This window comes from Haloferula helveola, from assembly GCF_037076345.1.
Lineage (GTDB): Bacteria > Verrucomicrobiota > Verrucomicrobiia > Verrucomicrobiales > Akkermansiaceae > Haloferula > Haloferula helveola.
This window is the reverse complement of the sequence record NZ_AP024702.1, coordinates 1,811,434-1,833,999: the sequence shown is the minus strand read 5'-3', so window position 1 is coordinate 1,833,999 and position 22,566 is coordinate 1,811,434. Positions and strand designations below refer to the sequence as shown.

The 22,566-nt window shown below is 65.1% G+C and carries 16 protein-coding genes; 8 read left to right on the top strand and 8 right to left on the bottom strand.

Annotation, left to right across the window (positions count from 1 at the left end):
• The first annotated feature begins 2 nt into the window (after nucleotides 1-2).
• Nucleotides 3-839: a dihydropteroate synthase gene (gene folP / locus HAHE_RS06675; RefSeq protein WP_338689619.1), complete on the top strand. Its 837-nt coding sequence runs from the start codon at nucleotides 3-5 to the stop codon at nucleotides 837-839.
• Nucleotides 840-860: 21 nt separating this feature from the next.
• On the opposite strand, the gene HAHE_RS06670 is transcribed toward folP, so the two are convergent.
• The gene (locus HAHE_RS06670) at nucleotides 861-2,066 is read right to left on the bottom strand and encodes a sialate O-acetylesterase (protein ID WP_338689618.1); all 1,206 of its coding nucleotides are present in this window, start codon (nucleotides 2,064-2,066) and stop codon (nucleotides 861-863) included.
• Nucleotides 2,067-2,238: 172 nt separating this feature from the next.
• Here HAHE_RS06670 and HAHE_RS06665 point away from each other — a divergent pair, with 172 nt between their 5' ends.
• Nucleotides 2,239-2,745, top strand: coding sequence for a metal-dependent hydrolase (locus tag HAHE_RS06665; RefSeq protein WP_338689617.1), 507 nt, complete (start codon nucleotides 2,239-2,241; stop codon nucleotides 2,743-2,745).
• A 42-nt stretch (nucleotides 2,746-2,787) separates the two neighbouring features.
• Here the strand turns inward: HAHE_RS06665 and HAHE_RS06660 are convergent, their stop codons facing one another.
• The 5 genes from HAHE_RS06660 to HAHE_RS06640 form a co-directional block, all read right to left on the bottom strand.
• On the bottom strand, nucleotides 2,788-4,503 hold the full coding sequence (locus tag HAHE_RS06660; RefSeq protein ID WP_338689616.1) for an alpha-L-rhamnosidase C-terminal domain-containing protein: 1,716 nt from the start codon (nucleotides 4,501-4,503) through the stop codon (nucleotides 2,788-2,790).
• Entirely contained in the window at nucleotides 4,500-5,942 is a 1,443-nt protein-coding gene (locus tag HAHE_RS06655) for a sulfatase-like hydrolase/transferase (protein WP_338689614.1), read from the bottom strand. Before HAHE_RS06655 ends, HAHE_RS06660 begins: the two co-directional genes overlap by 4 nt.
• A gap of 209 nt (nucleotides 5,943-6,151) precedes the next feature.
• Nucleotides 6,152-6,754, bottom strand: coding sequence for a DUF4126 domain-containing protein (locus HAHE_RS06650; protein WP_338689612.1), 603 nt, complete (start codon nucleotides 6,752-6,754; stop codon nucleotides 6,152-6,154).
• Between the two features lie 80 nt (nucleotides 6,755-6,834).
• Entirely contained in the window at nucleotides 6,835-7,956 is a 1,122-nt protein-coding gene (locus tag HAHE_RS06645; protein ID WP_338689610.1) for an acyl-CoA desaturase, read from the bottom strand.
• A gap of 53 nt (nucleotides 7,957-8,009) precedes the next feature.
• The gene (locus tag HAHE_RS06640) at nucleotides 8,010-8,468 is read right to left on the bottom strand and encodes a bifunctional nuclease family protein (protein WP_338689608.1); all 459 of its coding nucleotides are present in this window, start codon (nucleotides 8,466-8,468) and stop codon (nucleotides 8,010-8,012) included.
• 97 nt (nucleotides 8,469-8,565) lie between these two features.
• On the opposite strand from HAHE_RS06640, the gene recJ reads away from it, so the two are divergent.
• Nucleotides 8,566-10,275, top strand: a complete 1,710-nt coding sequence (gene recJ, locus HAHE_RS06635; RefSeq protein ID WP_338689606.1) for a single-stranded-DNA-specific exonuclease RecJ — start codon at nucleotides 8,566-8,568, stop codon at nucleotides 10,273-10,275.
• Nucleotides 10,276-10,283: 8 nt separating this feature from the next.
• Here the strand turns inward: recJ and HAHE_RS06630 are convergent, their stop codons facing one another.
• Together HAHE_RS06630 and HAHE_RS06625 are read right to left on the bottom strand one after the other, a co-directional pair.
• Nucleotides 10,284-11,567: an acetylxylan esterase gene (locus HAHE_RS06630; protein ID WP_338689604.1), complete on the bottom strand. Its 1,284-nt coding sequence runs from the start codon at nucleotides 11,565-11,567 to the stop codon at nucleotides 10,284-10,286.
• A 171-nt stretch (nucleotides 11,568-11,738) separates the two neighbouring features.
• On the bottom strand, nucleotides 11,739-12,971 hold the full coding sequence (locus HAHE_RS06625) for an LL-diaminopimelate aminotransferase (protein ID WP_338689602.1): 1,233 nt from the start codon (nucleotides 12,969-12,971) through the stop codon (nucleotides 11,739-11,741).
• A 139-nt stretch (nucleotides 12,972-13,110) separates the two neighbouring features.
• Between HAHE_RS06625 and HAHE_RS06620 the strand changes: the two genes are divergently transcribed.
• The 5 genes from HAHE_RS06620 to HAHE_RS06600 all read left to right on the top strand — a co-directional run bounded on the left by HAHE_RS06620 (nucleotide 13,111) and on the right by HAHE_RS06600 (nucleotide 22,527).
• On the top strand, nucleotides 13,111-13,812 hold the full coding sequence (locus HAHE_RS06620; protein WP_338689600.1) for an RNA polymerase sigma factor: 702 nt from the start codon (nucleotides 13,111-13,113) through the stop codon (nucleotides 13,810-13,812).
• A gap of 48 nt (nucleotides 13,813-13,860) precedes the next feature.
• Nucleotides 13,861-17,586, top strand: a complete 3,726-nt coding sequence (locus HAHE_RS06615; RefSeq protein WP_338689598.1) for a serine/threonine-protein kinase — start codon at nucleotides 13,861-13,863, stop codon at nucleotides 17,584-17,586.
• 38 nt (nucleotides 17,587-17,624) lie between these two features.
• Entirely contained in the window at nucleotides 17,625-17,825 is a 201-nt protein-coding gene (locus HAHE_RS06610) for a hypothetical protein (protein WP_338689596.1), read from the top strand.
• A gap of 196 nt (nucleotides 17,826-18,021) precedes the next feature.
• Nucleotides 18,022-18,780: a hypothetical protein gene (locus HAHE_RS06605; RefSeq protein WP_338689594.1), complete on the top strand. Its 759-nt coding sequence runs from the start codon at nucleotides 18,022-18,024 to the stop codon at nucleotides 18,778-18,780.
• 42 nt (nucleotides 18,781-18,822) lie between these two features.
• Nucleotides 18,823-22,527 (top strand): WD40 repeat domain-containing serine/threonine protein kinase, encoded by a 3,705-nt coding sequence (locus HAHE_RS06600; protein ID WP_338689593.1) that lies wholly within the window; start codon nucleotides 18,823-18,825, stop codon nucleotides 22,525-22,527.
• The last annotated feature ends 39 nt before the right edge of the window (nucleotides 22,528-22,566 follow it).

Below are 22,566 nucleotides of genomic sequence, written 5' to 3'. Positions count from 1 at the left end.
CGATGCGCTGGAAAACCCGACGTTCGAGCCATGATCTCAGCCGCAGGGGCCTGATTATGGGGATTCTCAATGTCACGCCGGACTCGTTTTCCGACGGCGGCCGGCACGATGCGCCCGCGGCGGCGCTGGAGCAGGCGCGGCGGATGATCGCCGACGGGGCGGACATCATCGACGTCGGTGGCGAGTCGACCCGGCCGGGTGCGGAGCCGGTTTCCGCCGAAGACGAATCGGCCCGCGTCCGCCCGGTGATCCAGGCGCTGCGGGCCGAGTGGGATGGCCTGATCTCGATCGACACGATGAAGTCGCGGGTCGCACTGGCCGCGCTCGAGGCCGGTGCCGACATCGTCAATGACGTCGCGGGCCTGCGGGACCCGGCGATGGTCGAGCTCTGCGCGGGGATGCGCTGCGGTGTGGTGGCGATGCACATGCGCGGCGAGCCGCGGACGATGCAGGCAGCTCCGGAATACGGGGATGTGGTTGCCGAGGTGCGCGGGTTTTTTGAGGAACGTTACGCCTCTCTCACCGCCGCCGGCATCGATGCGGAAGCCATCTGCTTCGACCCCGGAATCGGCTTCGGCAAGACGCTCGAGCACAACCTCGCGTTGCTACGGGGCCTGCCGGAATTGGAAGTCGAAGGTCGCCCCCTGCTGATCGGCGTTTCGCGCAAGAGCTTCATCGGGCGCCTGCTCGAAAGCGACGAGTTGTCGGATCGCGAGTGGCCGACGGTCGCCCTCACCGCGTGGGCCCGCGAGAGCGGGGCGCGCGTTCACCGGGTCCACGACGTCCGACCGAACCGCGAGGCGCTGAGGATGGTCGAGGCGATCCTCAACGGGGTCTGATCCGGTCCGGTTCGTCGTTGGTTACTTCGCCAGCAGTTCGACCATCAGTTTGCCCATTCCTTCTCCGACGCCCATGTAGGTATCGGCATCGCCACCGTAGTGTCCGCCGCTGCCTCCCTTGGCGACAGGCTTCGAGTAGAACACCGCGGCCTGATCTTCGAATTCCGGAAGAGCCGCGAAATCGAACATCTTCTGGGAGAGTGTGGCGGTCTTGTCGTGTTCCCCCAATGTGGCGCAGACAAACTTTGCGTTGGGCGCGTTGAAGTCCTTCCTCAGGTCATTGAAGAGATAGGCGAGGTTCTTGTCATAAGTCTCCACGTTCCCTTTGCCTTTCTCGGCATTTCCCTGCCACCAGAAGAATCCGGCGACTTCGTATTCGGTGGCGCCTGGATAGTAGGTAGAGAGGTTTTTCAGAGCCTCCTGGGCGGCGCCCACGTCTTGGTCATACTGCAGGCCTGCGTACCACCCGTTCTTCGCTTTGACTTCTTCACTGACTTTCCGATTCGAGCTCTCCGAGTCGCCTTGATACGATTGTCCTTTGGATCCCGTGCCATCCGCGCTCGGTGGCAGCAGGTCCCAGCCCAGGGCACGGTTGCCGACACATGACTTCAGGATCATCACCGGAGCATCGATCGCTTCGCCCAGATAATTCCCGATGCCGATTTCCGGGCCGAATTTCCCGCTGCCGTTCCCGTTTTCAGCAGTCAGCCAGTCGTTGTGTTTCAGCTTCGCCATGCAGAAGAACACGTTGCGGACATCCTTCCGGACGTTCCAGTTGCCTTCATCGTCGACAACGTAGGGATATTTTTCGGCGGCGATCCCCTTGAGTTGGCCTGCATTCCCGAAGCCCAGCATGTTCGACTGGCCCATCATGATGAAGACCTGGACCGGCTTGCTCATGTCGGCTTCCTTGCCGTCCGGATCCGGGAGGACGTCGGGAAGCTCCCCGACTTCCGGACCTCCGCTTCCGCCGCTGGCGGCGGCCGGTTTGCCGTTCTCCTTGAGCCACGCGATGTCATCCTCGGAAAGGACCTCCTGATTGAACTTCATCGTCTTGCCCTTCGACTTCACCTCCACCATGCCGGTGGATTCGTCGTAGGACTCGAGTTCTCCCTCGAAAGTTCGGCCGCCGTCGGCACTGGTCCAGGTGCGCGCTTGCGCGGCGAGGAAAAGCATGGAGCCGAGGGCGGCGGTGGCGACAAGGCGGTTCGTGTGGGGTTTTCTCATGGTCGTTCGTGGTGAGAGGATCAGTTTATAACGCTGCCGGAATGCCGCATCTCACAGAATCTTCGACGCAGATGGGCGAAAGGGCCCGCTTTTTCCGTCACTTGGGAGCTCCGGGAGTCGGCGTCCGGAGCGATTTCACCGGTTCTTCATGGTTCTGCCCCAGAACCGGGCCATGCGTAAGGAGATGAACACCGCCACCCACGCCCTCGCCCCGCTGTTGATCGTCCACGCTCTCGGGCGGTCGAAGTGGGTCGCTCGGCGAAAGCTGTGGCTGGTCGGCCTGTTCGGCGCCCTGCCGGATCTGCTTTGTCCGCACCTCAGCCTCGATGCCCGCATGACGAGCTGGTCGCACGGCCTTCCCGCTTGGGGTGGGTTCACGCTGGCATTGATGGTGGCCGTGCCGCTCAGCCGAGGGTGGCTGGGTTGGCGGCTGGCGATCGCGTGCTCGCTGGCCTACCTGCTGCACCTGTTCTGCGATGCCATCGCGGGCGGGATCAACTGGCTGTATCCGGTCGCGGACGGGATCTGGGGAAAGTACTGGGTGCCGCCGATCTATTGGACGCCGATCGATATCGTGTTGGTGCTGACGACCTACTTCGTGTTCCGGGCGATTCCCCGGTGGAGGAAGTCGAGGGCGCGCGCCGCCGGGGAGCCGTTGGGTGAGGTCGGGGAGTCGTAGATGGGGCGGCGGACAGGCGAGGGCGCCTGTCCCTACCTTGGATCAGTCGACCTGTTCGATGCCGTCGGGCAGTTCGATGTCACTCCGGATCGAGCCGTCCGCCTGGCGTTCGTGTCGCAGCTTGATCACGCCCTTGGGGGTCGGGTAGGTGCCCTCGGCCCATTTCAGCTCGCCGAGCCGGGGGTTGATGCGGACTTTGGCGAAGCCGGGTGCTGCGGCCTCGACGCCGAGCACGTGATGGCTGAGAAAGGCGGTCGGGCCACCGGCCCAGCCGTGGCAGAAGCTGTGGCGGAAGCCAATGTAGCAGTGGGCGCCGAAATCGCCGTGCAGGTCCTTCTTGCCCGGCGGGACAGGCTCGTCGATGCGCCCCGCGTTTTCGGTCCACGCGAGGTCGAAGTCTTCCCAAAAGGTGGTGGCGCCGAAGTCGAGCATGCCACCCCAGTAGCGGCTGATCAGGTCGAGGGCGGCGTCGGTTTCCCCGGCCTCTCCGAGCGCGCGGATCACGTAGTAGCCGTAGAAGGTCGAGAGGTCCTTCGGTCCGCCGTCCTTGAGCGCCGTGGCGACCTCGGCGGAATCCCGCAGGCCGGCCAGTGCGCACAGCGCGGCAGGCGACTTGCGGCCGCTCTTCTCCGGGACGTGCTTGCGCAGCTTGGCGACCGCGTCCTCGCAGACCTTCGCCGTCTGCGGGTCGTCGAGAAGCTTCATCAGGCGGGCACCGCTCTCCATCGTCATCACCATCATCGCCTGCAGGCCTTCGTGTACGGCGGTCTTGTTCTCGAAAGTCGGCCAGTCGAGGAAGCGCATCCCGTCGAGCGTCTCGCGCCCGTCCTCGGCGACGAAACCCGCCAGACGCGGAAGAAGCGCCTGCAGGTAGTCCTTTTGCTCGCGAAGGTAGTCGAGATTGCCGTGCATCCGGTACCAGTCCTCATGGAGAATGATCCACCACATCGAGTAGGAGCTGATCCCGTTCATCCACTGGGTCGGCGGGGTGATGTCCCGGATGAGATCGAGGCTCTCCGGCACCACCTCGTTATGACCGAAGACCGCGCCGATCACCGAGACTTCCGGGTGCATGTCGCCGAGCCAGACGAGTCGGTCGCGTTTGATGCCGTCCCACAGGTAGTCCTGCATGTTGAGGTGAACCGTCCAGGCGCCGGTCTTCCAGATCCGGTTGATCCTTTCGTCGTCGCATTTGAACGATCCCAAATACGGCACATCTCGTATTTGGAGCACCGCACGGACCTGCGACAAGCGGACCGGATGTTTCGGATCCGTCGCGTCGATCCGGACAAAACGGAAACCCGACGGGCCGACCATCTTCTTGCCGAGCCACGGCAGGCTTACGATCTGGTCGCGCAGGGCGTGGTCGTTCTGCGCACCCTTGTGATCGATGTCGGCCATCGTTTCCGAAACCGACTCGCCGAAGCGGATCCGCGCCTTGGGCGGCGTCTTGCCCTCGGAGATGGGCGTGAAGAGTTCGAGGTAGCCCGAGATCTCGGTTCCGAAATCGAGGACGATGGCGCCTGAGCCTTCGCCGGCTTCGAGCACCGCGGGTGGAATCGGGTTGGTCAGGGTCGCTTGTCCGGGCGCGGGTTTGAGCAAGCTGTCGGCGTGCTGCACGCCCTTTTCCGCTGTCCAGACAATCCGGGTGGGGGCGATGAAGTGATGGGAAAGCGGAGACTTCTCGGCCGTCGGCGGCGGGCCTTGGGCGGAGAGGACGGTTGAGATGGCGAGGCAGCAGAGGAGCAGGGTTTTCATGGGGAGGTTCCTTCCAATTCGACGTTGAAGTATTCCTGATACCAACGCTTCTCCTGTGGATTGGCGCGGCCGGGCGGAGGGCCGGGCGGTTTCAGTTCGGCCGCCCACGCGTTCGATTCGTTGCGCAGGCTTTTGAGGACTTCGGGGTGGGTTTCGGAGAGATCGCGGGTTTCGTGAGCGTCGGATTCCATATCGAACAGGAACTCCTTCTCGGCATTGACCGAGAGATACTTCCACTTCCCGCGGCGGCAGGCAATCTGGTTCCAGAACCGCCAGTGAAGCGTACGCTCGGGTTGCGCTTCGGCCGGCTTTTCGAGCATCGGCATCAGTGATCGGCCGTCGAGGTTGTCGCGTGCATCGAGTCCCGCGACCTCCAATGCAGTCGGTGCGATGTCCAAAGTTGAGACTGGAGTGTCGCTGACACTTCCGGCCGGAACCTTGCCCGGCCAGCGGACGAGGAACGGGACGCGGATTCCTCCCTCGCTGAGCATGCCCTTCTCGCCGACCCACGGGGTGTTCAGCGATCCGTCCCAGCCACCGGCATCGGTGGTGATCGGAGTGTCCTTCCGGTTCTTGATCGGCGCGCCGTTGTCGCTGGTGAAGATCACGAGCGTGTCGTCATCGATGCCGAGCTCCTTGAGCAGCTCCATGATCCGGCCGACGCCGTGGTCGACGCCGCGGATCATCGAGAGCCCGGCCCGACGGCGGACCGGCATGTCTTCCGGGAATTCGTTGACGTAGGGCTTGGCCAGTTCGAGCGGAGTATGGGGAGCGTAGTAGCAGAGGTAGAGGAAGAAGGGGGCCGACCTGTGGCGACGGATGAAGGCGAGCGCGCCTTCCGTCTGCAGATCGATACGGAAGCCCGGCTTTTGGATGAACCCCGGCTTCCGGTCCTGACCGGTCAGCTCGTAGTTGGCGTAGAACTGGTTCATCTCGCCGGTGAAGTGGTCGCTGAATCCCTGCTTGGCGGGGAAGTGGGCGATCCGGTCCGACTGCGGGATGTTGATCCGGCGCTTGCCGGTCGGTTTGAGGTTCGGTCGGTGCTTGGCGGCCCATTTCAGGCAGACCGCGTTCGGTTCGAGGTGCCACTTGCCGACCATCCCGGTGGCGTAGCCCGCCGGGCGGAGCATTTCGGCGATCGTCACCTCCTCAAGCGGCAGCGGGATGTCGGGAATCGAGTCGATGCCCATCCGCTGCTGGTAGCGGCCGGTGATCAGCCCGGCCCGGGAAGGGGAGCACTGGGGGGCCGTGACGTAGCCCGCCGTGCAGCGCAGGCCTTCGGCGGCGAAGCGGTCGAGATTGGGAGTTCGAACGTCCTTCTCCTGACCTTGGCAGCCGAGATCGGCGTAGCCGAGGTCGTCGGTGAAGATCACGATCAGATTGGGCTTTTCGGCCGCCGCGAGGAACGGGGCCAGAGCCATCAGAAGCAGTAGGCGCATGGGTTTGAGGTTGGTTTATAAGAAACGTTCCCTGTTGGAAGATTCTTAACCTCGGATTTTGTCATCGGCCGGCTTGTTCCGGGAATGTTGGTTTTGGACCGCGCGAGCCCACTCGCGCCCCGGTGCTTGGGGAACGCGCGCCGCCAACGCCAACGCCAAATGCCCGAGGTTTCGGGGCGCGAGTGGGCTCGCGCGGTCCGCCTGCGGCCTCAGGCTTTGGCGCGGATGCGGCGCCGGATGCGGACGAAGGCGGTGATCACGATCGCGCAGAGCGCGATGGCGAGGAGGCCCGCGATCAGCGGTAGGAAGACGGCGAGGATCGAAGTGACGACCGAGCCGATCAACTCGGTGGTGGCGACCACCACGTTGCCGAAGCCCCCGGTGGTGGCGCTGGAGGTGCCCCGTGCGGCCACGGAGCCGCCTTGGACCACTCCGGCGGTTCCGCCACCGGCGATCGCGGCGATGGCCCACTTCAGGTAGCCGTCGTCCATGATCCCCGGAAAGAACGCGAAGGCGACCAGCGTCCCGGCGATCATCGCGGCGGGGGTCGAGACGGTGTCGAGGGCGTTGTCGAGCCAGGGGATGTAGTAGGCGCCGACTTCCAAAACGGTTGCCACACCGAAAGCGATCGTGACCGGCATGGTCCCGAGCCACGGCAGCGAGTCACCGAGGAGCGAGCGGAGTTCGAAGCCTCCGACGCCGTCGACGCCGGTCTGCACCGCCAGGCTGGCGATGAACAACGGCAGGAAGACGCGGAAGCCGCAGGCCGCGGCCAGTCCGATGCCGGCAAGGATGGCGATGGCTTCGCTCATGATGCCGCACAGCCTGCCTCCGATGCCGGGGCAGGGAAATGGGAAAGCCGCCGTGGCTTTGTAAGCGGGAGCTCCGCCGGTCAGGCGAAGCTCGGCAGACGCAGCGCGCGGATCTCGCCAAGGTGGCGCATCACTTCGCGGGTCTCGTCGCTCCAGCGACCGAGGGCTTCACGCGACAGCTTCACCTTGTTGGCGATCGCCTGCTCCAGCTCGTGGTAGGTCGCGCTGAGGCGCTCGAGGAGGTGGTGGATCGCCTCGCTGGCCGACTCGCGCCAAGCGGCGTCGTGGGACTCGGCGATGCGGGCCAGTTCCGCTTCCGCCTTGCGGCGTGCTTCGGTGATTTCGGCAAGCAGCACGCGGCTGTTCGGGACGCGTCGCAGGTCGCTGGCGAGGCCGACTTTCGACAGGCACCAGATCGCCCACTTGGTCGGGTCGAAATTCCACGGCTTCACGCCGTTGCGGTAGTCGTGCTGAAACTCGTGGTGATAGTTGTGGTAGCCCTCGCCGAAGGTGACGAGCGACATCACGAAGCTGTCGCGGGCGCTGCACTTGGTCGAGTACGGCTGGCGGCCGATGGTGTGGCACAGCGAGTTGATGAAGAAGGTGCACTGCTGGACGACGAACACGCGGAGCACGCCCGCGAGGAGGAAGCCGCCGAGCGCGCCGGTCGGGCCGCTGTGGAGGTAGCCGAGCAAGGCGGGGAGCAGCAGGCCCACGGTCAGTGCGATCACCTTGTCCCACTTGTGCTGCCACATCACGAGCTTCGACTTGCGGAGGTCGGCGACATTGTCGAGCGGCGGCTCCGGCAGGGTCTTGAAAAGGATCCACCCGATGTGCGCCCAGAAGAAGCCCCTCGAGATGTCGTAGGGGTCGTCGTCGTGGTCGGTGTGCTTGTGGTGGCGGCGGTGGTCGGACACCCAGTTGATCACCGAGTTTTCGAAGGCGCAGGCGCCGAAAACGAGGGTGAAAAGCCGGACCGGCCACTTGGCCTTGAAGGAAAGGTGCGAGAACAGGCGGTGGTAGCCGAGCGTGATGCTCATGCCTGTGGCGATCACGTAAAACAGGAACATTCCGAGCTGAAACGCATCGAAACCGTAGTGCCAGATGTAGATCGGAGCCGCAATTACAGCGAGAAGGCTGATGATGAGCAGGAAGACGGTATTGATCCAATCGACCCGCTCACGGGGAATACGCAATTTCATGGGCGCGGGTTCCTTAATCGCAGATAGCGCCGGGGTCAATCCCGGGCAGACCCCTATTCTTGCCCCGGATTCATGCCCTTTTTACGCATTTCTTCGAGTACGGGGGTCATATCCTCAAGGGATTCCCAGAGTTCGGCGACCACGTAGACCGGCGCTCCGACCCGCACCGCCAGCGCGATGCAGTCGGACGGACGGGCGTCGAGCTCGACGATCTTGCGCTCCATGATCTCGTTTTCGGCCTCCAGAATCAGGCGCGCGTAGTAGACCTCCTCCTCGACCGCGACGATCACCGCCCGCGAGACCTTGGCGCCGAATCCCTCCAGAGCGTGAACGAACAGGTCGTGGGTCAGGGGGCGCGGAGGCGTTTGCCCGGCGAGCACCGCGTTGATCGACGATCCGATCGCGATGTCGATGTAGAACACGATCGCCTTTTCCCCATCGCCGAGAAAGACGGCGCAGCCGGCCTGGGTGGGCATCAGGGCGATCGGTTCGACGCGGACGGGGCTGCTCACGAAATCAGGTTCGCCCGATGGAGGGGGCGGCTCAAGGAGAGAGTTGTCCCGATGCGGGGTGAGGGCTTGTGTGAATGGAGTCCCGGTACATAGGATCATGAAACCGATGCGACCCGAAGCCCGAGAATGGATCTTGCGCGGCGAGCCTTTCCGGATAAACGGAAACGGCTCGGCGGACGGATTTCCGGCGATCCTCGGGCACTTGATCGAGCAACGCGGGTTACCCTCGGGAGATGATCTCGAGAGCTTCCTGCGGCCGCGTTTGCGCGACCTCGCCGACCCCTTCGAACTGTGCGACATGCGGCCGGCGGTGGAGCGCGTGCTGACGGCGGTCGACCGTCGCGAGAATGTCTGCATCTATGGCGACTACGATGTCGACGGCGTCAGTTCGGTGGCGTTGACGCGTCGCATCCTCAAGGCGTACGGACTCGATCCGCGCTACTTCATTCCCCACCGCAGCAGCGAGGGCTACGGACTCAGCGAGCAGGCGATCGAACGTTGCATGAGCGAGGGTCCGAAACCGGATCTCCTGATTGCGGTCGATTGCGGCACGGTCTCGGTCGACGAAGTGGCGAAGCTACGTGAGAACAACGTCGATGTGGTCGTGGTCGACCACCATGAGCCGGGTCCGCGCGGACGTCCGGACGTGGTGGCCTTGGTGAATCCGAAGTGCGGACCAGGACCGGAGTATCTTTGTGCGGCGGGTGTTTGCTTCAAGCTCGCGCACGCCTTGCTGAAGGAGCGGCCGCTGCCGGACTTCGACCTCAAATCGCTGATCGAGCTGGTGACCCTGGCCACCATCGCCGACATCGTGCCGATGGTCGGCGAGAACCGCCTGCTGGTCCGGCACGGACTCAAGCGGCTGCCGAATACGCTCAATCCCGGGCTCCAGGCCTTGCAAAAGACGGCCGGAATGAATGGCCGGGCGAGCTCGATGGACATCGGCTTCCGCATCGGGCCGCGGCTCAACGCCGCCGGCCGGATGGACGTGCCGGAGGATGCCCTCGGGATCCTGATGACCGACTGCCGCCGTCGCGCGAACGACTTTGCCGAGCGCCTCGAAGGCTATAACCGACGCCGACAGCAGCACGAGGCCCAGATCCGCAAGGAGGCGCTGGAGATGCTCGAACGCGACTTCGATCCGAATGATCCGGTCATCGTTCTCGGTTCCCGTGGTTGGCACCCCGGTGTGGTCGGGATCGTCGCGTCGCGGTTGATGCGCCAGTTCCACAAGCCGACTTTTATCGTCGCGATCGATGAGGAAGGCATCGGCAAGGGCAGCGGACGGAGTGTTGAAGGAGTCTCACTGGTCGAGGCGATCAACCAAGGCCGCGAACATCTCGTTGCCGGTGGAGGTCATGACATGGCCGCTGGAATCTCGGTGCATGAGGACAAGATGGATGCGTTCCGCGAGTCCTTCGCCAACTACGTCGTGAATCGTACGGATCCCGACGCGAGAAAGCCGAAGCTCTACCTCGATGCGGAAATCTCGCTCGACCAGTTGTCGCTCGATTTTCTCCGCGACTACGAATTGCTCCAGCCTTTCGGCAACGGCAACCCTCAGCCGATCTTCATGTCGCGCTCGGTGCACCTGAGCCGCCCGCCGACGCATATGAAGAACCAGCACCTGCGTCTGAACCTGCGCCAGGGTTACCACGAGCAGGACGCGGTATTCTTCGGGGGCGGAGAGGTGGATCTGCCCGATCCGCCGTGGGACATCGCGTTCACCATCGACCGCAACCACTTCCGCGGCCGGACGAGCCTGCAGGTCATCATCCAGGATGTCCGGGCGGCCGACAAGGCGTGAGCGGCCGCTCAGCGCGGATCCTCACCGGTCTTCCTCTTGAAGACGCCGTCCGCGAAGTCGAGGAAGTGGCCCCAGTCCTGTTCGTCCAGATTGTGTTTGCCGGTGAGGATGTGATAGCCGGTCGATCCGATGTGAAGTGGCGTGTCGAGCGGCGGCATCTCGGGATCCGTGATGTGCTCGAGTCCGAACAATCCGTAGACCGGACCGGCTTGCACAACGGAGGTGTACTCGCCGCGCGGGTCGGCCCAGAGGTCGCGATCCCTGCTGGTCACATAGACCGGTCGCGGGGCGATCAGGGCGATCAGCTGGTGCTGATCCACGGGCAGTTCACCTTCCTTGCCATTGTAGGTCTTGAAGTTGCCGTTGAACCAATGGGGGAAGCTCGTGTTGATGCGTTCGACGGTCTCACCGAAGGCTCGACGTGACAGGGCAGCGCCCCCGCAACCGGAGTTGTTGCTGTAAACCAGTTTGAACCGCGGGTCCTCGGCTCCCGCCCACAGCGCCGTCTTGCCTCCGCGCGAGTGGCCGACCACCGCGGTACGCTCCGGATCGATGCCGGGTTGCTTGAGCGCGTAGTCGAGCACCCGGCTCGCTCCCCAGCCCCAGGCCGACAGGGTGTGCCAGCGCGTCATGGGGTCGCTGTCGTTGGCATCCAGTAGGGAGCGGATCCCTTTCCCGTAGCCACTCTTCTCGTCGGGATCGACGTCCGAGGTGTGGAAGCCTGCCGTGGCATAGCCCCTCCGGATCAACGTTTCGACTGGCCAGAAGCTGCTCGCCTCACCAACGGCATTCTCCAACGTGACGGCGCTGCGGTTGTGAATCATCACAATCAATGGCGCCGGTTGCCCGGACTTCGGTGTCACGAGTACGAAGTCGAAGGAACGCACCCCCTTTTCCGCAGTGACGGTTGCCCGGACCTGCCGTGCCACCGCGCCGATTCCGTAGGCGTTCTCCTGCCGGCCGACTTCCTCGAAGTCGATTTGATAGGGTGTCGTCGGACGGATGCCGTAGACGTGCTTGCGGAAGAGTTCGAGAATCTCCGGCCGCCGGATGTTGGTCCAATCTTCGGTCTCGGTGATCGCCTTGCCTGCTTCCGACACCAGTGGGTCGGGGAGTCGGTAGTCGGGCACCCGGTCGTCATGGAAATTCTTCCCGTCCTTGAACTTGCCCTGCCAGCTCTCGACGACTTTCGGATCGGGCTCCCATGTCTCGGGAGTCGGTTCTTCGGCGAAGCAGGTAGCGGGAAACGCGAGCAGGACGGTGGCGAGCAGTGACTGGAATGAGCCCTTCATTGAAGCATGGCATACGACGACGAAGGGAGGATTGCTTCCATCCAATCCGGAGACGACCGTTTCAGCGCCGCCACGCCCATCGGCAGCACGGGCCTTCGGAGATGCCAGCTCTCCGAGAGCTCGAGGAAAAGGGTCGTCGGTGACCCTGCGGCTTCGGCTTGAAGCTGCGGCTTATCCCAGAACCGTCGCGATCCGTTTGCAGACTTCCTCGACGTTCTCGCGGGAGTTGAAGGCGGAGATGCGGAAGTAGCCTTCGCCGGCGGCACCGAATCCGGCGCCGGGGGTGATGACCACCTGCGCTTCGCCGAGCATCTTGTCGAACATTTCCCACGAACCGACACCCACCGGGCACTGGACCCAGACGTAGGGAGCGTTCTCGCCGCCGAAGACCGTCAGTCCTGCCTTGGTGCAGGCTTCGCGAAGCAGCGCTGCGTTGCCCATGTAGTGTTCGATGAGCGTGCTGACCTGCGCCTTGCCTTCCGCCGAGAAGACCGCGGCGGCACCCTTCTGCACGGGGTAGGAAGCGCCGTTGAACTTGGTCGAGTGGCGACGGCTCCAGAGTTGGTGAAGCGGGATCCGCGTGCCGTCCGGCGTGCTGCCGGTCACGGTCTTCGGAATGACCACGTAGGCGCAGCGCACGCCGGTGAAGCCGCCGTTCTTCGAGAACGACCGGAACTCGATGCAGCATTCGTGCGCACCCTCGATCTCGAAGATCGAATGCGGGATCTCGGGATCCTGGATGAAGGCCTCGTAGGCGGCGTCGAAAAGGATGATCGCGTCGTTGGCCTTGGCGTAGTCGACCCATGCCTTGAGCTGTTCCTTGGTCGCGACCGTGCCGGTCGGGTTGTTCGGGAAGCAGAGATAGATCAGGTCGACCTTCTCGGTCGGCAGGTCGGCGACGAAGCCGTTCTCCGCGGTGCAGGGGAGATAGACGAGCCCTTCGTAGGCGCCCTTGTCATCGGCCTCGCCGGTGTTGCCGGCCATCACGTTGGTGTCGACGTAGACCGGGTAGACCGGATCGGTGATGGCGATCCGGTTTCCCTCACCGAAGATGTCGAGGATGTTGCCGGTGTCGCACTTCGAGCCGTCGGAGATGAACACCTCGTCGGGCGTGATGCCGAGATCGGCGAACTGGTTCTCGACGATCGCCTCGCGCAGGAACGCGTAGCCTTGCTCGGGGCCGTAGCCCTTGAAGGTCGAGCGGTCGCCCTGCTCGTCGATGCCCTCATGCATAGCCTTGCGCACAGCTTCCGGCAGAGGCTCGGTCACGTCGCCGATGCCACAGCGGATGATCTTTCCGGCCAGATCCGGGTTCGCCTCGGTGAAGGCGCCGACGCGGCGGCCGATTTCGGGGAAAAGGTATCCGGCTTTGAGTTTCAGGAAGTTCGCGTTGATGGAGGCCATGGCGGCGGGTGTTTAGACCCGCCGGGCGGAGCGCGCAAGTCCTGGGGTGGATGCGGAGTTGAAGCGGGCCGGGATTCCTTGCACGATGCGGAGCGTGGCAAAACCAAGCTCCCCCCCGGCCGGGTCCCCGGCCTTTCCATTGACGCGTTGGACCGTCGTCTCGATGGCCCGGGGGGACAACGGCGAGGCGGCGCGGCAGGCGCTGGAGGAACTCTGCGGTGCCTATTGGTATCCGCTGTATGGCTTTGCGAGGCGGCGCGGGCTGTCACCGGACGATGCCGAGGACGCGGTGCAGGCGTTTTTCCTGAAACTACTCAAGCAGGACTCGCTGGGTCGGGCGGATCGGGAACGTGGCCGGCTGCGATCGTTTCTGCTGGGCGCCTTGTCCAACTTCCTCGCGCAGCGCTGGCGGAATGAAAGCGCGGCGAAGCGGGGCGGGGGCGCGAAACCGCTGCGGATCGACCAGACTTGGGCCGAGGAACGGCTGACGCAGGAGGTCGATGGGTCGACTGAATCGGAGGACTTTGATCGCGAATGGGCCTATGCGTTGATCGAGCGGGTGTTCGGGCGGCTGGAGCGATTCCACGAAGCGAAAGGAAGGGAGCGGGTGTTTGAGCGGCTGAAGGGCTGCCTGCTGGGCGACGGCAGCTACGGCGACGAGGCGGAGATCGCCGCCGAACTCGAATTGAGTGGAGCGGGGGTCCGCTCGGCCGTGTTCCAGATGCGGCAGCGATTCCGGCGCTACGTCGAGGAAGAGATCCGCGACACCGTGGGCAGTGAGGCCGATCTGCGTGAGGAGCTGTCGCACCTGTGCCGGGTCCTGGCCGAACATCAAGGCTGAAACAATCCCGGTGAAACCGGAAATGATCCAACAGCTTCCGGCCTCGCGATGAGTTCCAGCGTCATCTGCCCCCAATGTGGCGTCTCCCGTCCTCACGCGTTGGCCGGAGGCCTCTGTCCCCATTGCCTGCTATCCGGGCTTCTCGAATCCGACCCCAAGCCCCGGCTCGGCGAGGCCGCGGGCGACGCGGTCGGTCCCTATGAACTGCTCCAGGTCATTGGCGAGGGCGGCATGGGCAGCGTTTGGCGGGCGCGGCAGCTGCATCCGGTGGAGCGAGAGGTCGCGCTCAAGATCATCCGGCTGGGCATGGACACGCGCGAGATCGTGTCGCGCTTCGAGGCCGAGCGCCAAAGCCTGGCGATGATGGATCACCCGGGCATCGCGCGGGTGTATGAGGCCGGCGCGACCGATTCGGGCCGCCCCTACTTCGCGATGGAGCTGGTCGAGGGTGAGACGGTGACCAGCTACTGTGCTTCCCGTAGATTGGTGCTCGATGCGCGGCTGCGGCTGTTCCTGGAAATCTGCGAGGCGGTCGAGCATGCCCACCGCAAGGGCGTCCTCCATCGCGACATCAAACCGTCGAACGTGTTGGTCGTCGACAGTCCGGAGGGTCCCCGGCCCAAGGTCATCGACTTCGGCATCGCCAAGACGCTCGAGAGCCGCGGTGGCGACGGACGAACCTTCTTCACCCGATCCGGCCATGCCATCGGCACGCCGGGCTACATGAGTCCCGAACAGGCTGGGGCGGAGCCGGACATCGACACGCGCTCGGATGTCTATTCGCTCGGGGCCCTGCTCTACGAGATGCTGACCGGTACCCCACCATTCGGCACCGAAACCTTCCGCGAGGCGGCTAATGCCGAGGTGATGCGGCTGATCCGTGAGACGGATCCGCCCCGCCCGAGCCGGCGGGCGATGACGGCTGACCCGCCGCCTGTGCGGATCGCGCCGGACCTGGACCGGGTCGTCATGAAGGCCCTGGCACGGGAGCGTGAGCGGCGCTACGGCGGAGCCACCTTGCTCGGGGAGGACATCCGGCGTTTTCTTGACCACGAGCCGGTCAGCGCGACCGACCCGACGCTGAGCTACCGGGCTGGCAAGTTCATCCGGAAGCACCGGGTTCCCGTCGGTTTCGCGGCGGGGATCGTGGCGGCGCTCGCGATTGGCCTGTGGCTGGCCAAACGCGAGGCATCCAAGGCACGGCAAGCCGCCGCCCTTGAAAGGGAGGCGCGGCTTGAGGTGGTGGAAACACTGGCCGACTCCCACCGCGATGCCGGGCTGCAGCAATCCCGCGACCGGGACGACGGGCTGGCCGCGCTGTGGTTTACGCTGGCTGCCCAGACGGCTGATCACGACCCGCGTCGGGCCGCGGCCAACCGCCTCAGGGCCCGCCTGCACCAGAGCCGTGCCCCGGTCCCGATCCGCTACCTCGAACAGCCCGTGCCTCCAGACCCGGTCCTGGAGTTTGATGCCGAAAGCGCCTTTCTGCACGAGCGATCGGCGACGGGACCGGACGCTGTCTTCGATCTGGAAGCGGGGCGGCCGGTGGACTTCGGCTTCGCCCTGAGCGCGGCAGCCTGGCTGCCCCGGGGACGGATCGCGGTGTCCGATGGCGAAAGGGTCGAGATTCGTGGCCTGGCGGATCGGGCCACCCTCTCGTCGTTCTCGATTCCGGATGGCGGCACTCAGCTTCTGGCGGCTTCTGCGGACGGACGCCTGCTGTTTGTCGGGGGGCGGACTCCCCGGGTTTGGGATGTCGAGGAACGACGGTTTGCCAGCGGGGTGCTGGAACATCCGGCCGCGGTGAGCTTCGCGGCGCTGTCTCCCGACGGGCAACGGGTTCTCACCGTCGACACGGAGGATCAGTTGAGGGTCTTCAAGGTGCGGGAGGGGACGCAACAGGCCCGGTTCGAACCCATCGCGGTGGATCCCATGGGAGCGGCCGACCGGTTGCAGGCGCGGTTTTCCGACGATTCCGGCATAGTCTGGGCCCGCACCGAGTTGGCCATGTGCCTGATCGATGCCGACAGCGGCGAGGTCCTTCAGAAGCATCCCGGACTGAACGTGGTCAGCGATTTTGCGCCCGATGGAGAGGCGAGTGTGTCGTTTCTCGGAATGAGTTCCAAGAACGGGACCTTTCCCGGCTTCTTCCGCCAGATCGGAGATGCGGCGTTTCTCCCCGACGAGTCCGGACTGTATGCGGCGGGCCTCGGTGAAATCCTCGACCTGCGGGGCGAACGGCGCTCACGCATCGGGTTGCCCGGGGCTCCCTGGCGCATTTCGCCCGACGGCACGCTGCTGGCAGTCCGCCACCCCACCGGCATCGTTATCTATCAGATCGCCCGGCCGGGGCCGCTGGTCTTTGTCGGGACGACCACGGCGGGTGCCATCGCAGTGAATCGCGACGGCTCCCTCTTCGCCTCGGCCGGCTGGAATTCGCCCCACCACGGCGAGACCTCGACCCGCGCCTTCAAGGTAGAGGATGGTCAGCCGGCCGGACCGGTGATCGAGACCGGCTTTCAGCAGCTTTGCGGGGCGTTTCTCCCGGGTTCGCACGACTTCGTGACCGGTGGCAGGGAAACGCCGATCCCGGTGTCGCCCTTCTACACCATCGACCCGGAACGCACGTCGCGCGGCGTGCTGCAGCGGTGGGACGTCCGCTCCGGGGAACGAGTCGCCGGACCGCTTATCCTGCCCGTCGAGCCGCAGACCCTCGCCGTCCACCCGTCCGAACCGTGGTTCGCGGTCCTGGGCTCGGATGGCACGATCTGGCGGGTCGAGTCGGACCTGTCGGCCGTCCGCACACTCGCCGCTCCGGCGCTCGGCAAGCGACCGCCGCCGGGACTTCCGCTGCGGGGCAACCTTCTGTTCTCGGCCGATGGGGAAACGCTCTATGCCAATGGCCTCGACACCCGGGTGCGGGCCTTCGAGGTCCGCGGTGGCCAGCTCAGGTTCGTCACCCCGGAGGGCCAATCCTTCGGGCAAAGGATGCACCTAACGGACGGCGTCCTGCTCAGTCCCACCCGATCCTCGGCGGACCCGTGGCTGTTCGACGCCGGGAGTGGTGCCCCCATCGCGGTCGATCCGGGGCTGCGACCCGGCGGCGGATTCGGAGCCCGACTCACACCCGGCGGAGACCTGCTGGTTCCCGGCAGACAACGGATCGAGTGGATCGACTGGCGGCAGGGGCTGAGCCTCGGACACAGCCGCTTCGACAAGGAAGCCACCACCACCTACTCGATGGTGGTCCCGGACACCCCCTGGGTGATGTCGGCCATCGGCTCGAATCTGGAGCCGCCCTCGATGCGACTTTGGGATTCCCGGACCGGCCTGGAGCTCGGACCGCGATGGGATACCGCGCTCGGCTTTCATTCCGACTACGTGCCGACGCCCGACGGGCGCCACGTGATCTTCTGCGCCAAGCTCGCGCGCTATATCATCGTGAAGCTGGATGAACTGCGGGCCGCCGCCGAACATAGCGGACTCTCTCCCGAGGATGAAATGCTGCTGGCAGAAATCGATGCCGCCCGTCGGATCGTCGACGGGCGGCCCTCGCCGGTGCTGTCATCCGCCGAGTGGGGAGAAATGTGGAAGGAATTCAGCCGCCGGCACCCGGGCTTCCGTGCCCTTCGGCCCGATCGTGAGAGCTTGCTTCGGTGGCACCGGAATCGGGCCGCGATCCATGGCCCACGTCACGAGGGCATCTTGTGGCAAGACGGAGCGGTCGAGAAGTGGCACCGCGCACAAATCGAGCGGATCGAAGGGGAGGACTGATTCGCGTCCGCGCAGGACTCCAGCGACGGACTGCTGACGTGCGCCTCCGTGTCTGGTTCTCGGCCGACAACACGACCGTCAATCTGCTCTCGCCCGATGGTCAGATCACCGCGAGCGGCTACGCCTTGAGCGCCGAAAAGGCGCAGAGCGTCACGGACGGAGCGATCACTGAAGCGATGCTGGCCGACGGGCTCGGTGGCGGAAATCCAGCCCCTCGGCGGTGCCGTTGTGGTCGATGACTTTATGCTCACGTTTGAAATGCTTCCCGATCGCCGTTGCCGCTTCCTCAGCACCTTCGCGGATAGGAGGTGGAAGGACTGCGGAGACCTCGCCCCGGCGCTTCTCGGCCAGGAGTCTTGCAAAGGCACTGGTCCTGCCGGGTTTCGGATGCAAGCACTGGCGTGGCGAGGGATTGCAGCCTTTGGGATTCACTGCATGAATCACCCTGTGACAGCCGAGTCGTCCTCTCCCTCCGATGCCTCCGCCTTTCCACTGACCCGCTGGACGGTGGTCTCGATGGCCCGTGGCGACGACTTCGCAGCGGCTCGTCAGGCGCTTGAGGAGCTGTGCTCGGCGTATTGGTATCCTCTCTACGCCTTTGCGCGCAGACGGGGCCTGTCGCCTGACGATTCCGAGGACGCGGTCCAGGCGTTCCTCCTGCGGCTGCTGCAGCAGGACTCGCTGAGTCGGGCGGATCGTGAACGGGGTCGCCTGCGTTCGTTTCTGATGGGTGCCTTGTCGAACTTCCTCGCCCAGCGCTGGCGCAGCGAGAATGCGGCCAAGCGGGGCGGGGGCGTGAAGCTGCTGGCAATCGACCAGACCTGGGCGGAGGAGCGGCTGGCTGAGGAGGGCCCGGTTGGCGGTGAAGCGACGGATTTCGACAGGGAGTGGGCCTATGCGCTCATCGGCCGCGTGTTCGCGAGGCTGCGTGCGTTCCATGAGTCGAAGGGACGGGAGGCCGTGTTCGATGAGCTGAAGGGCTGCCTGATGGGTGACGGGAGCTACGGTGACGAGGCCACCGTTGCGAATTGTCTGGGTCTGAGCGGGGCGGGGGTGAGGTCGGCGGTGTTCCAGATGCGCCAGCGATTCCGGCGATACGTCGAGGAGGAAATCCGTGACACGGTCGGCAGCGAGGAGGATCTCCGGGACGAGCTTGCGCATCTTTGTCGCGCTCTCGTCGAACACGGTGAGTGAAACAATCGCATCGAAACCGGAAAGAAAGACTACACCGTTGCGATGAGTTCCCGATCCTCCTGCCCGGACTGCGGCACCGATCATCCTGTCGGGGTCGCCGAGGGTATGTGCCCGCACTGTCTTCTCCGGGGTTTGCTGGAAACGGCCTCGGCGCCCCGTCTCGGTGAGCAGGTGGGGGACTCGGTGGGTCCCTACGAGCTCATCGAACGCATTGGCGAGGGTGGGATGGGGAGCGTGTGGCGCGCCCGGCAGCTGCACCCGGTGGAGCGCACGGTGGCGTTGAAGATCATCCGTCTGGGGATGGACACCCGGGAGGTGGTGTCGCGTTTCGATGCCGAGCGGCAGAGTCTGGCGATGATGGACCACCCGGGCATCGCGCAGGTCTTCGAGGCCGGTGCGACGGAGACGGGTCGTCCATACTTCGCGATGGAGTTGGTCGAGGGGATGCCCGTCACCGATTACTGCTTTTCCCGTAAATTGGGAGTCGGCCAGCGCCTTGGGATCTTTCTCGAGATCTGCGAGGCGGTCGAGCATGCCCACCGGAAAGGCGTGATCCACCGCGACATCAAGCCGTCGAACGTGATGGTTGTCGAAAGGTCGCAGGGGCCGCAGGTCAAGGTCATCGACTTCGGCATCGCCAAGTTGCTCGAGGATCGTCACTGCGGCCGCACGTTTGCCACGCAGGTTGGGCACGTTGTCGGAACGCCGGGCTACATGAGCCCCGAGCAGGCGGGTGGAGCACCGGACGTGGATACCCGCAGTGACGTCTATTCGCTCGGTGCGCTCTTGTATGAGATGCTCACCGGCGGTCCCCCGCTGGGGAAGGAGACCTTCCGCGAGGTGGCGCACGCCGAGGTGATGCGCTTGATCCGTGAGACCGACCCCCCGAGGCCGAGCACGCGGGCTGGCGCCGCGAGTCTGGCCGCCGCTCCGTCTCCGCTCAGGATCGCGCGGGATCTCGATCGCGTCGTGATGAAGGCGCTCGCCCGGGAGCGTGACCGACGTTACGGAGGGGCGACCTCGCTGGGAGCGGATGTCCAGAGGTTCCTCAATCATGAGCCGGTCAGTGCGACCGATCCGACCTTGGCCTACCGGGCCGGCAAGTTCGTGCGCAAGCACCGGTTGGCGGTGGCGTGTTCGGTCGCCCTGCTGGCGGCCATGGCTATCGGGCTGTTGATGACGCGGCGGGAGGCGGAACGGGCCCGGGTTGCGGGTGCGCTGGCGGAAATGGCGCGGCTGGAAACCTGCGAGGTGCTGTCCGATTCCTACCGGGAAACGGGTCTGGCAAAGGCCAAGGGGCAGCGGCATGCCGATGCTGCGCTCTGGTTCACGCAGGCCGCGGTGGAGGCGGCGCACGATCCAGGGCGCCGCGCCGACAACCGCCTGCGCGCTGCCCTTCACGGGGATCTGGCGATGCCGGTCGTCCGGTGTCTGGAGCGCAGGGAAGTGGCGAATGACGTCTTGGAGTTCGATGCGACGTCGCGCTTCCTGATGGAGCTGGGGTCGGATACCCCCCCGATGGTGTTCGACCTGCGAAGCGGTCAGCCACTGATCTTCGAGGCGACGCTGGCCACCGCGGCTTTCCTGCCGAAGTTGGCGCTTCTTGTTTTCAGTTCGGGCGACGACCAGGTCCTGCTTCGCGACCTCGAGGACGGCTCGGAGCAGGTGCTCTTCGAGATCGAGGGCGAGACGGTCAGTGTCCTGGCGGTCTCTGCGGACGGGGACCGGATCCTCGCCGGAAGCACGCACCCTCGGGTGTGGAGCCGCGGCAGTGGCAATTTCGTGAGCGGTCCGCTGAAACACCCGGAACCAATGCGGTTCGCGTCCTTTTCGGCGGATGGCGGACAGGTGCTGACCGTCGATTGCACCGACAAGCTCCGAATCTTCCCGGTCGCCGAAGGTCACCCTGAGCCCCTGTTTCCGCCATTCACCACCGACCCCCGATCGATCGTGGCGGGCGATCGATTCCTCACATCCCGCTGGGCCGACGCGGGGCGGATCCTCGTCAAGGTCGACGGTCGGATGGTCGAGGTGGATGCGGGCAGCGGCGAGCTGATCGGGCCGGAGCCACGGATCGGGCTGGGCTACGACGCCGATGTCAGTCATGACGGCGGTCTGCTGGTGACGCCGGCGGGGCTGCTTCGCCTCGACCGCCCCGACCCGTTGTTCCGGCGGCCCGTCGGGCACGCACGTTTTCTTCCCGATGCGTCGGGGCTCTATGCCATGAATACGGGCGAAGTGCTGAACCTCGATGGGAGCCTGCGGGGGGTGACTGCCCCCGGCGGAGGCCACGAGGCGGCCTTTTCCCCGGACGGGACGCTGCTCGCAGTGCGGGATGCGATCGGGATCAGGATCCACCAGCTTGTTCAGACGGAGCCGATTGTCCGGGTGCATGCTCCGTTTGCGGAGCTGGTCGCGGTGTCCGCGGATTGTTCGCTGATCGCCCACGGGGGATCGAGGAGACCGGGGCCCCTGCCTACCGTGACCCAAGTGTTCCGCCTGGCGGACGGAGTGCCGGTCGGGCCGATCCTTGAGACCAGTGTAGGTCTGCGTTGTGCCACCTTCGTTTCGGCGGGAGATCGACTGGTCACCGGCGGTGTGGAGGCGGCGACCGAAGAGCAGATGGGGGAGGCGCCTGGCGTCCTGCAGGTGTGGGACCCCGTCACGGCCGATCGGGTGGCCGGACCCATGACCCTGCCATCCGAGCCCCTGGTCATCCGGAGCCATCCTTCGGAGCCGTGGTTGGCGGTGCTTTGCCGGGACGGGGCGATCCTGCGTGTCGATTCCTCGCTGCAGCATCACGAAACCCTCCTGCCGGGGGAGGATGTTCCGGGCGACGTGCGGGGAGCGGAAGTGATTTTCTCCAGCGACGGCAGGTCGCTCCATACGAGCGGCCCGCACTGCCGCGTTCGTTCGGTCGACCTGGAGCGCGGCGAGCTGCAATTTCCGGAGATCCGTCGCTCCGCCGTCGCCCAGTTCCTTCAATTGAGGGGCGACACGCTCTTTTCATTCACGAACGACCGCGACGATCCTTGGTTGATCGATGCACGGGACGGGCGACCGCTGGAAATTCCAGAGGCTCTTGCCGGTGCTTATCGGGCCTATGGATCGGAGTTGTCAGCCGACGGTTCAGCCGTCCTCTTCGTGCACCGCGACCGGGTCTCGGTGATGGATCTCGCCACTGGCGTCGAACGGGGCTCGACCCTGATGACCGGGGATGAGGCGCGTGGCTATTCGCGGTTCGTGCCCGGGACCGGCTGGGTGGTGTCCGCCATCGCCGAGCGGGGCAAACCCCAGGCGCTGGTGGTCTGGGACGCTCGCAGCGGAGCCGAGTTGTCACCTCGCTGGCCGCTTGGAGGGCGCTTGCGCTTTGGCGATCTCGTGGTGACGGCGGATGGCCGCCATGCGGTGGCTTCGGTCAAGGGAGAGGGATTTGCCATCATCGATCTGGCCGAGCTCAGGGCCCGGGCACGGAAGCCGTCGTCGTTGCCGGAGGACGCGGAACTCGCCGTCGCCGAACTTCAGGCGGCCCGTGAGATCGTGCGTGGTCGGAGCATTCGTCTCGACGCCCGACGCAGCTGGTTGCCCCGCTGGAAGGCCTTCCGTGGATTCCATTTGGAGGACCTGCCGCTGAAGCCTTCGAGGGAACAGCTCCTGCGCTGGCACCGCAACCAGGAGGCGCAGTACGGGCCGGACGGCGTGCCGGGTCGTTGGCATCGGGCCCGGCGGAAGGAACTCGGGGACTGACTCTACCTCGGAAAAAATGCTGCCGGGCTAAAACAGGAA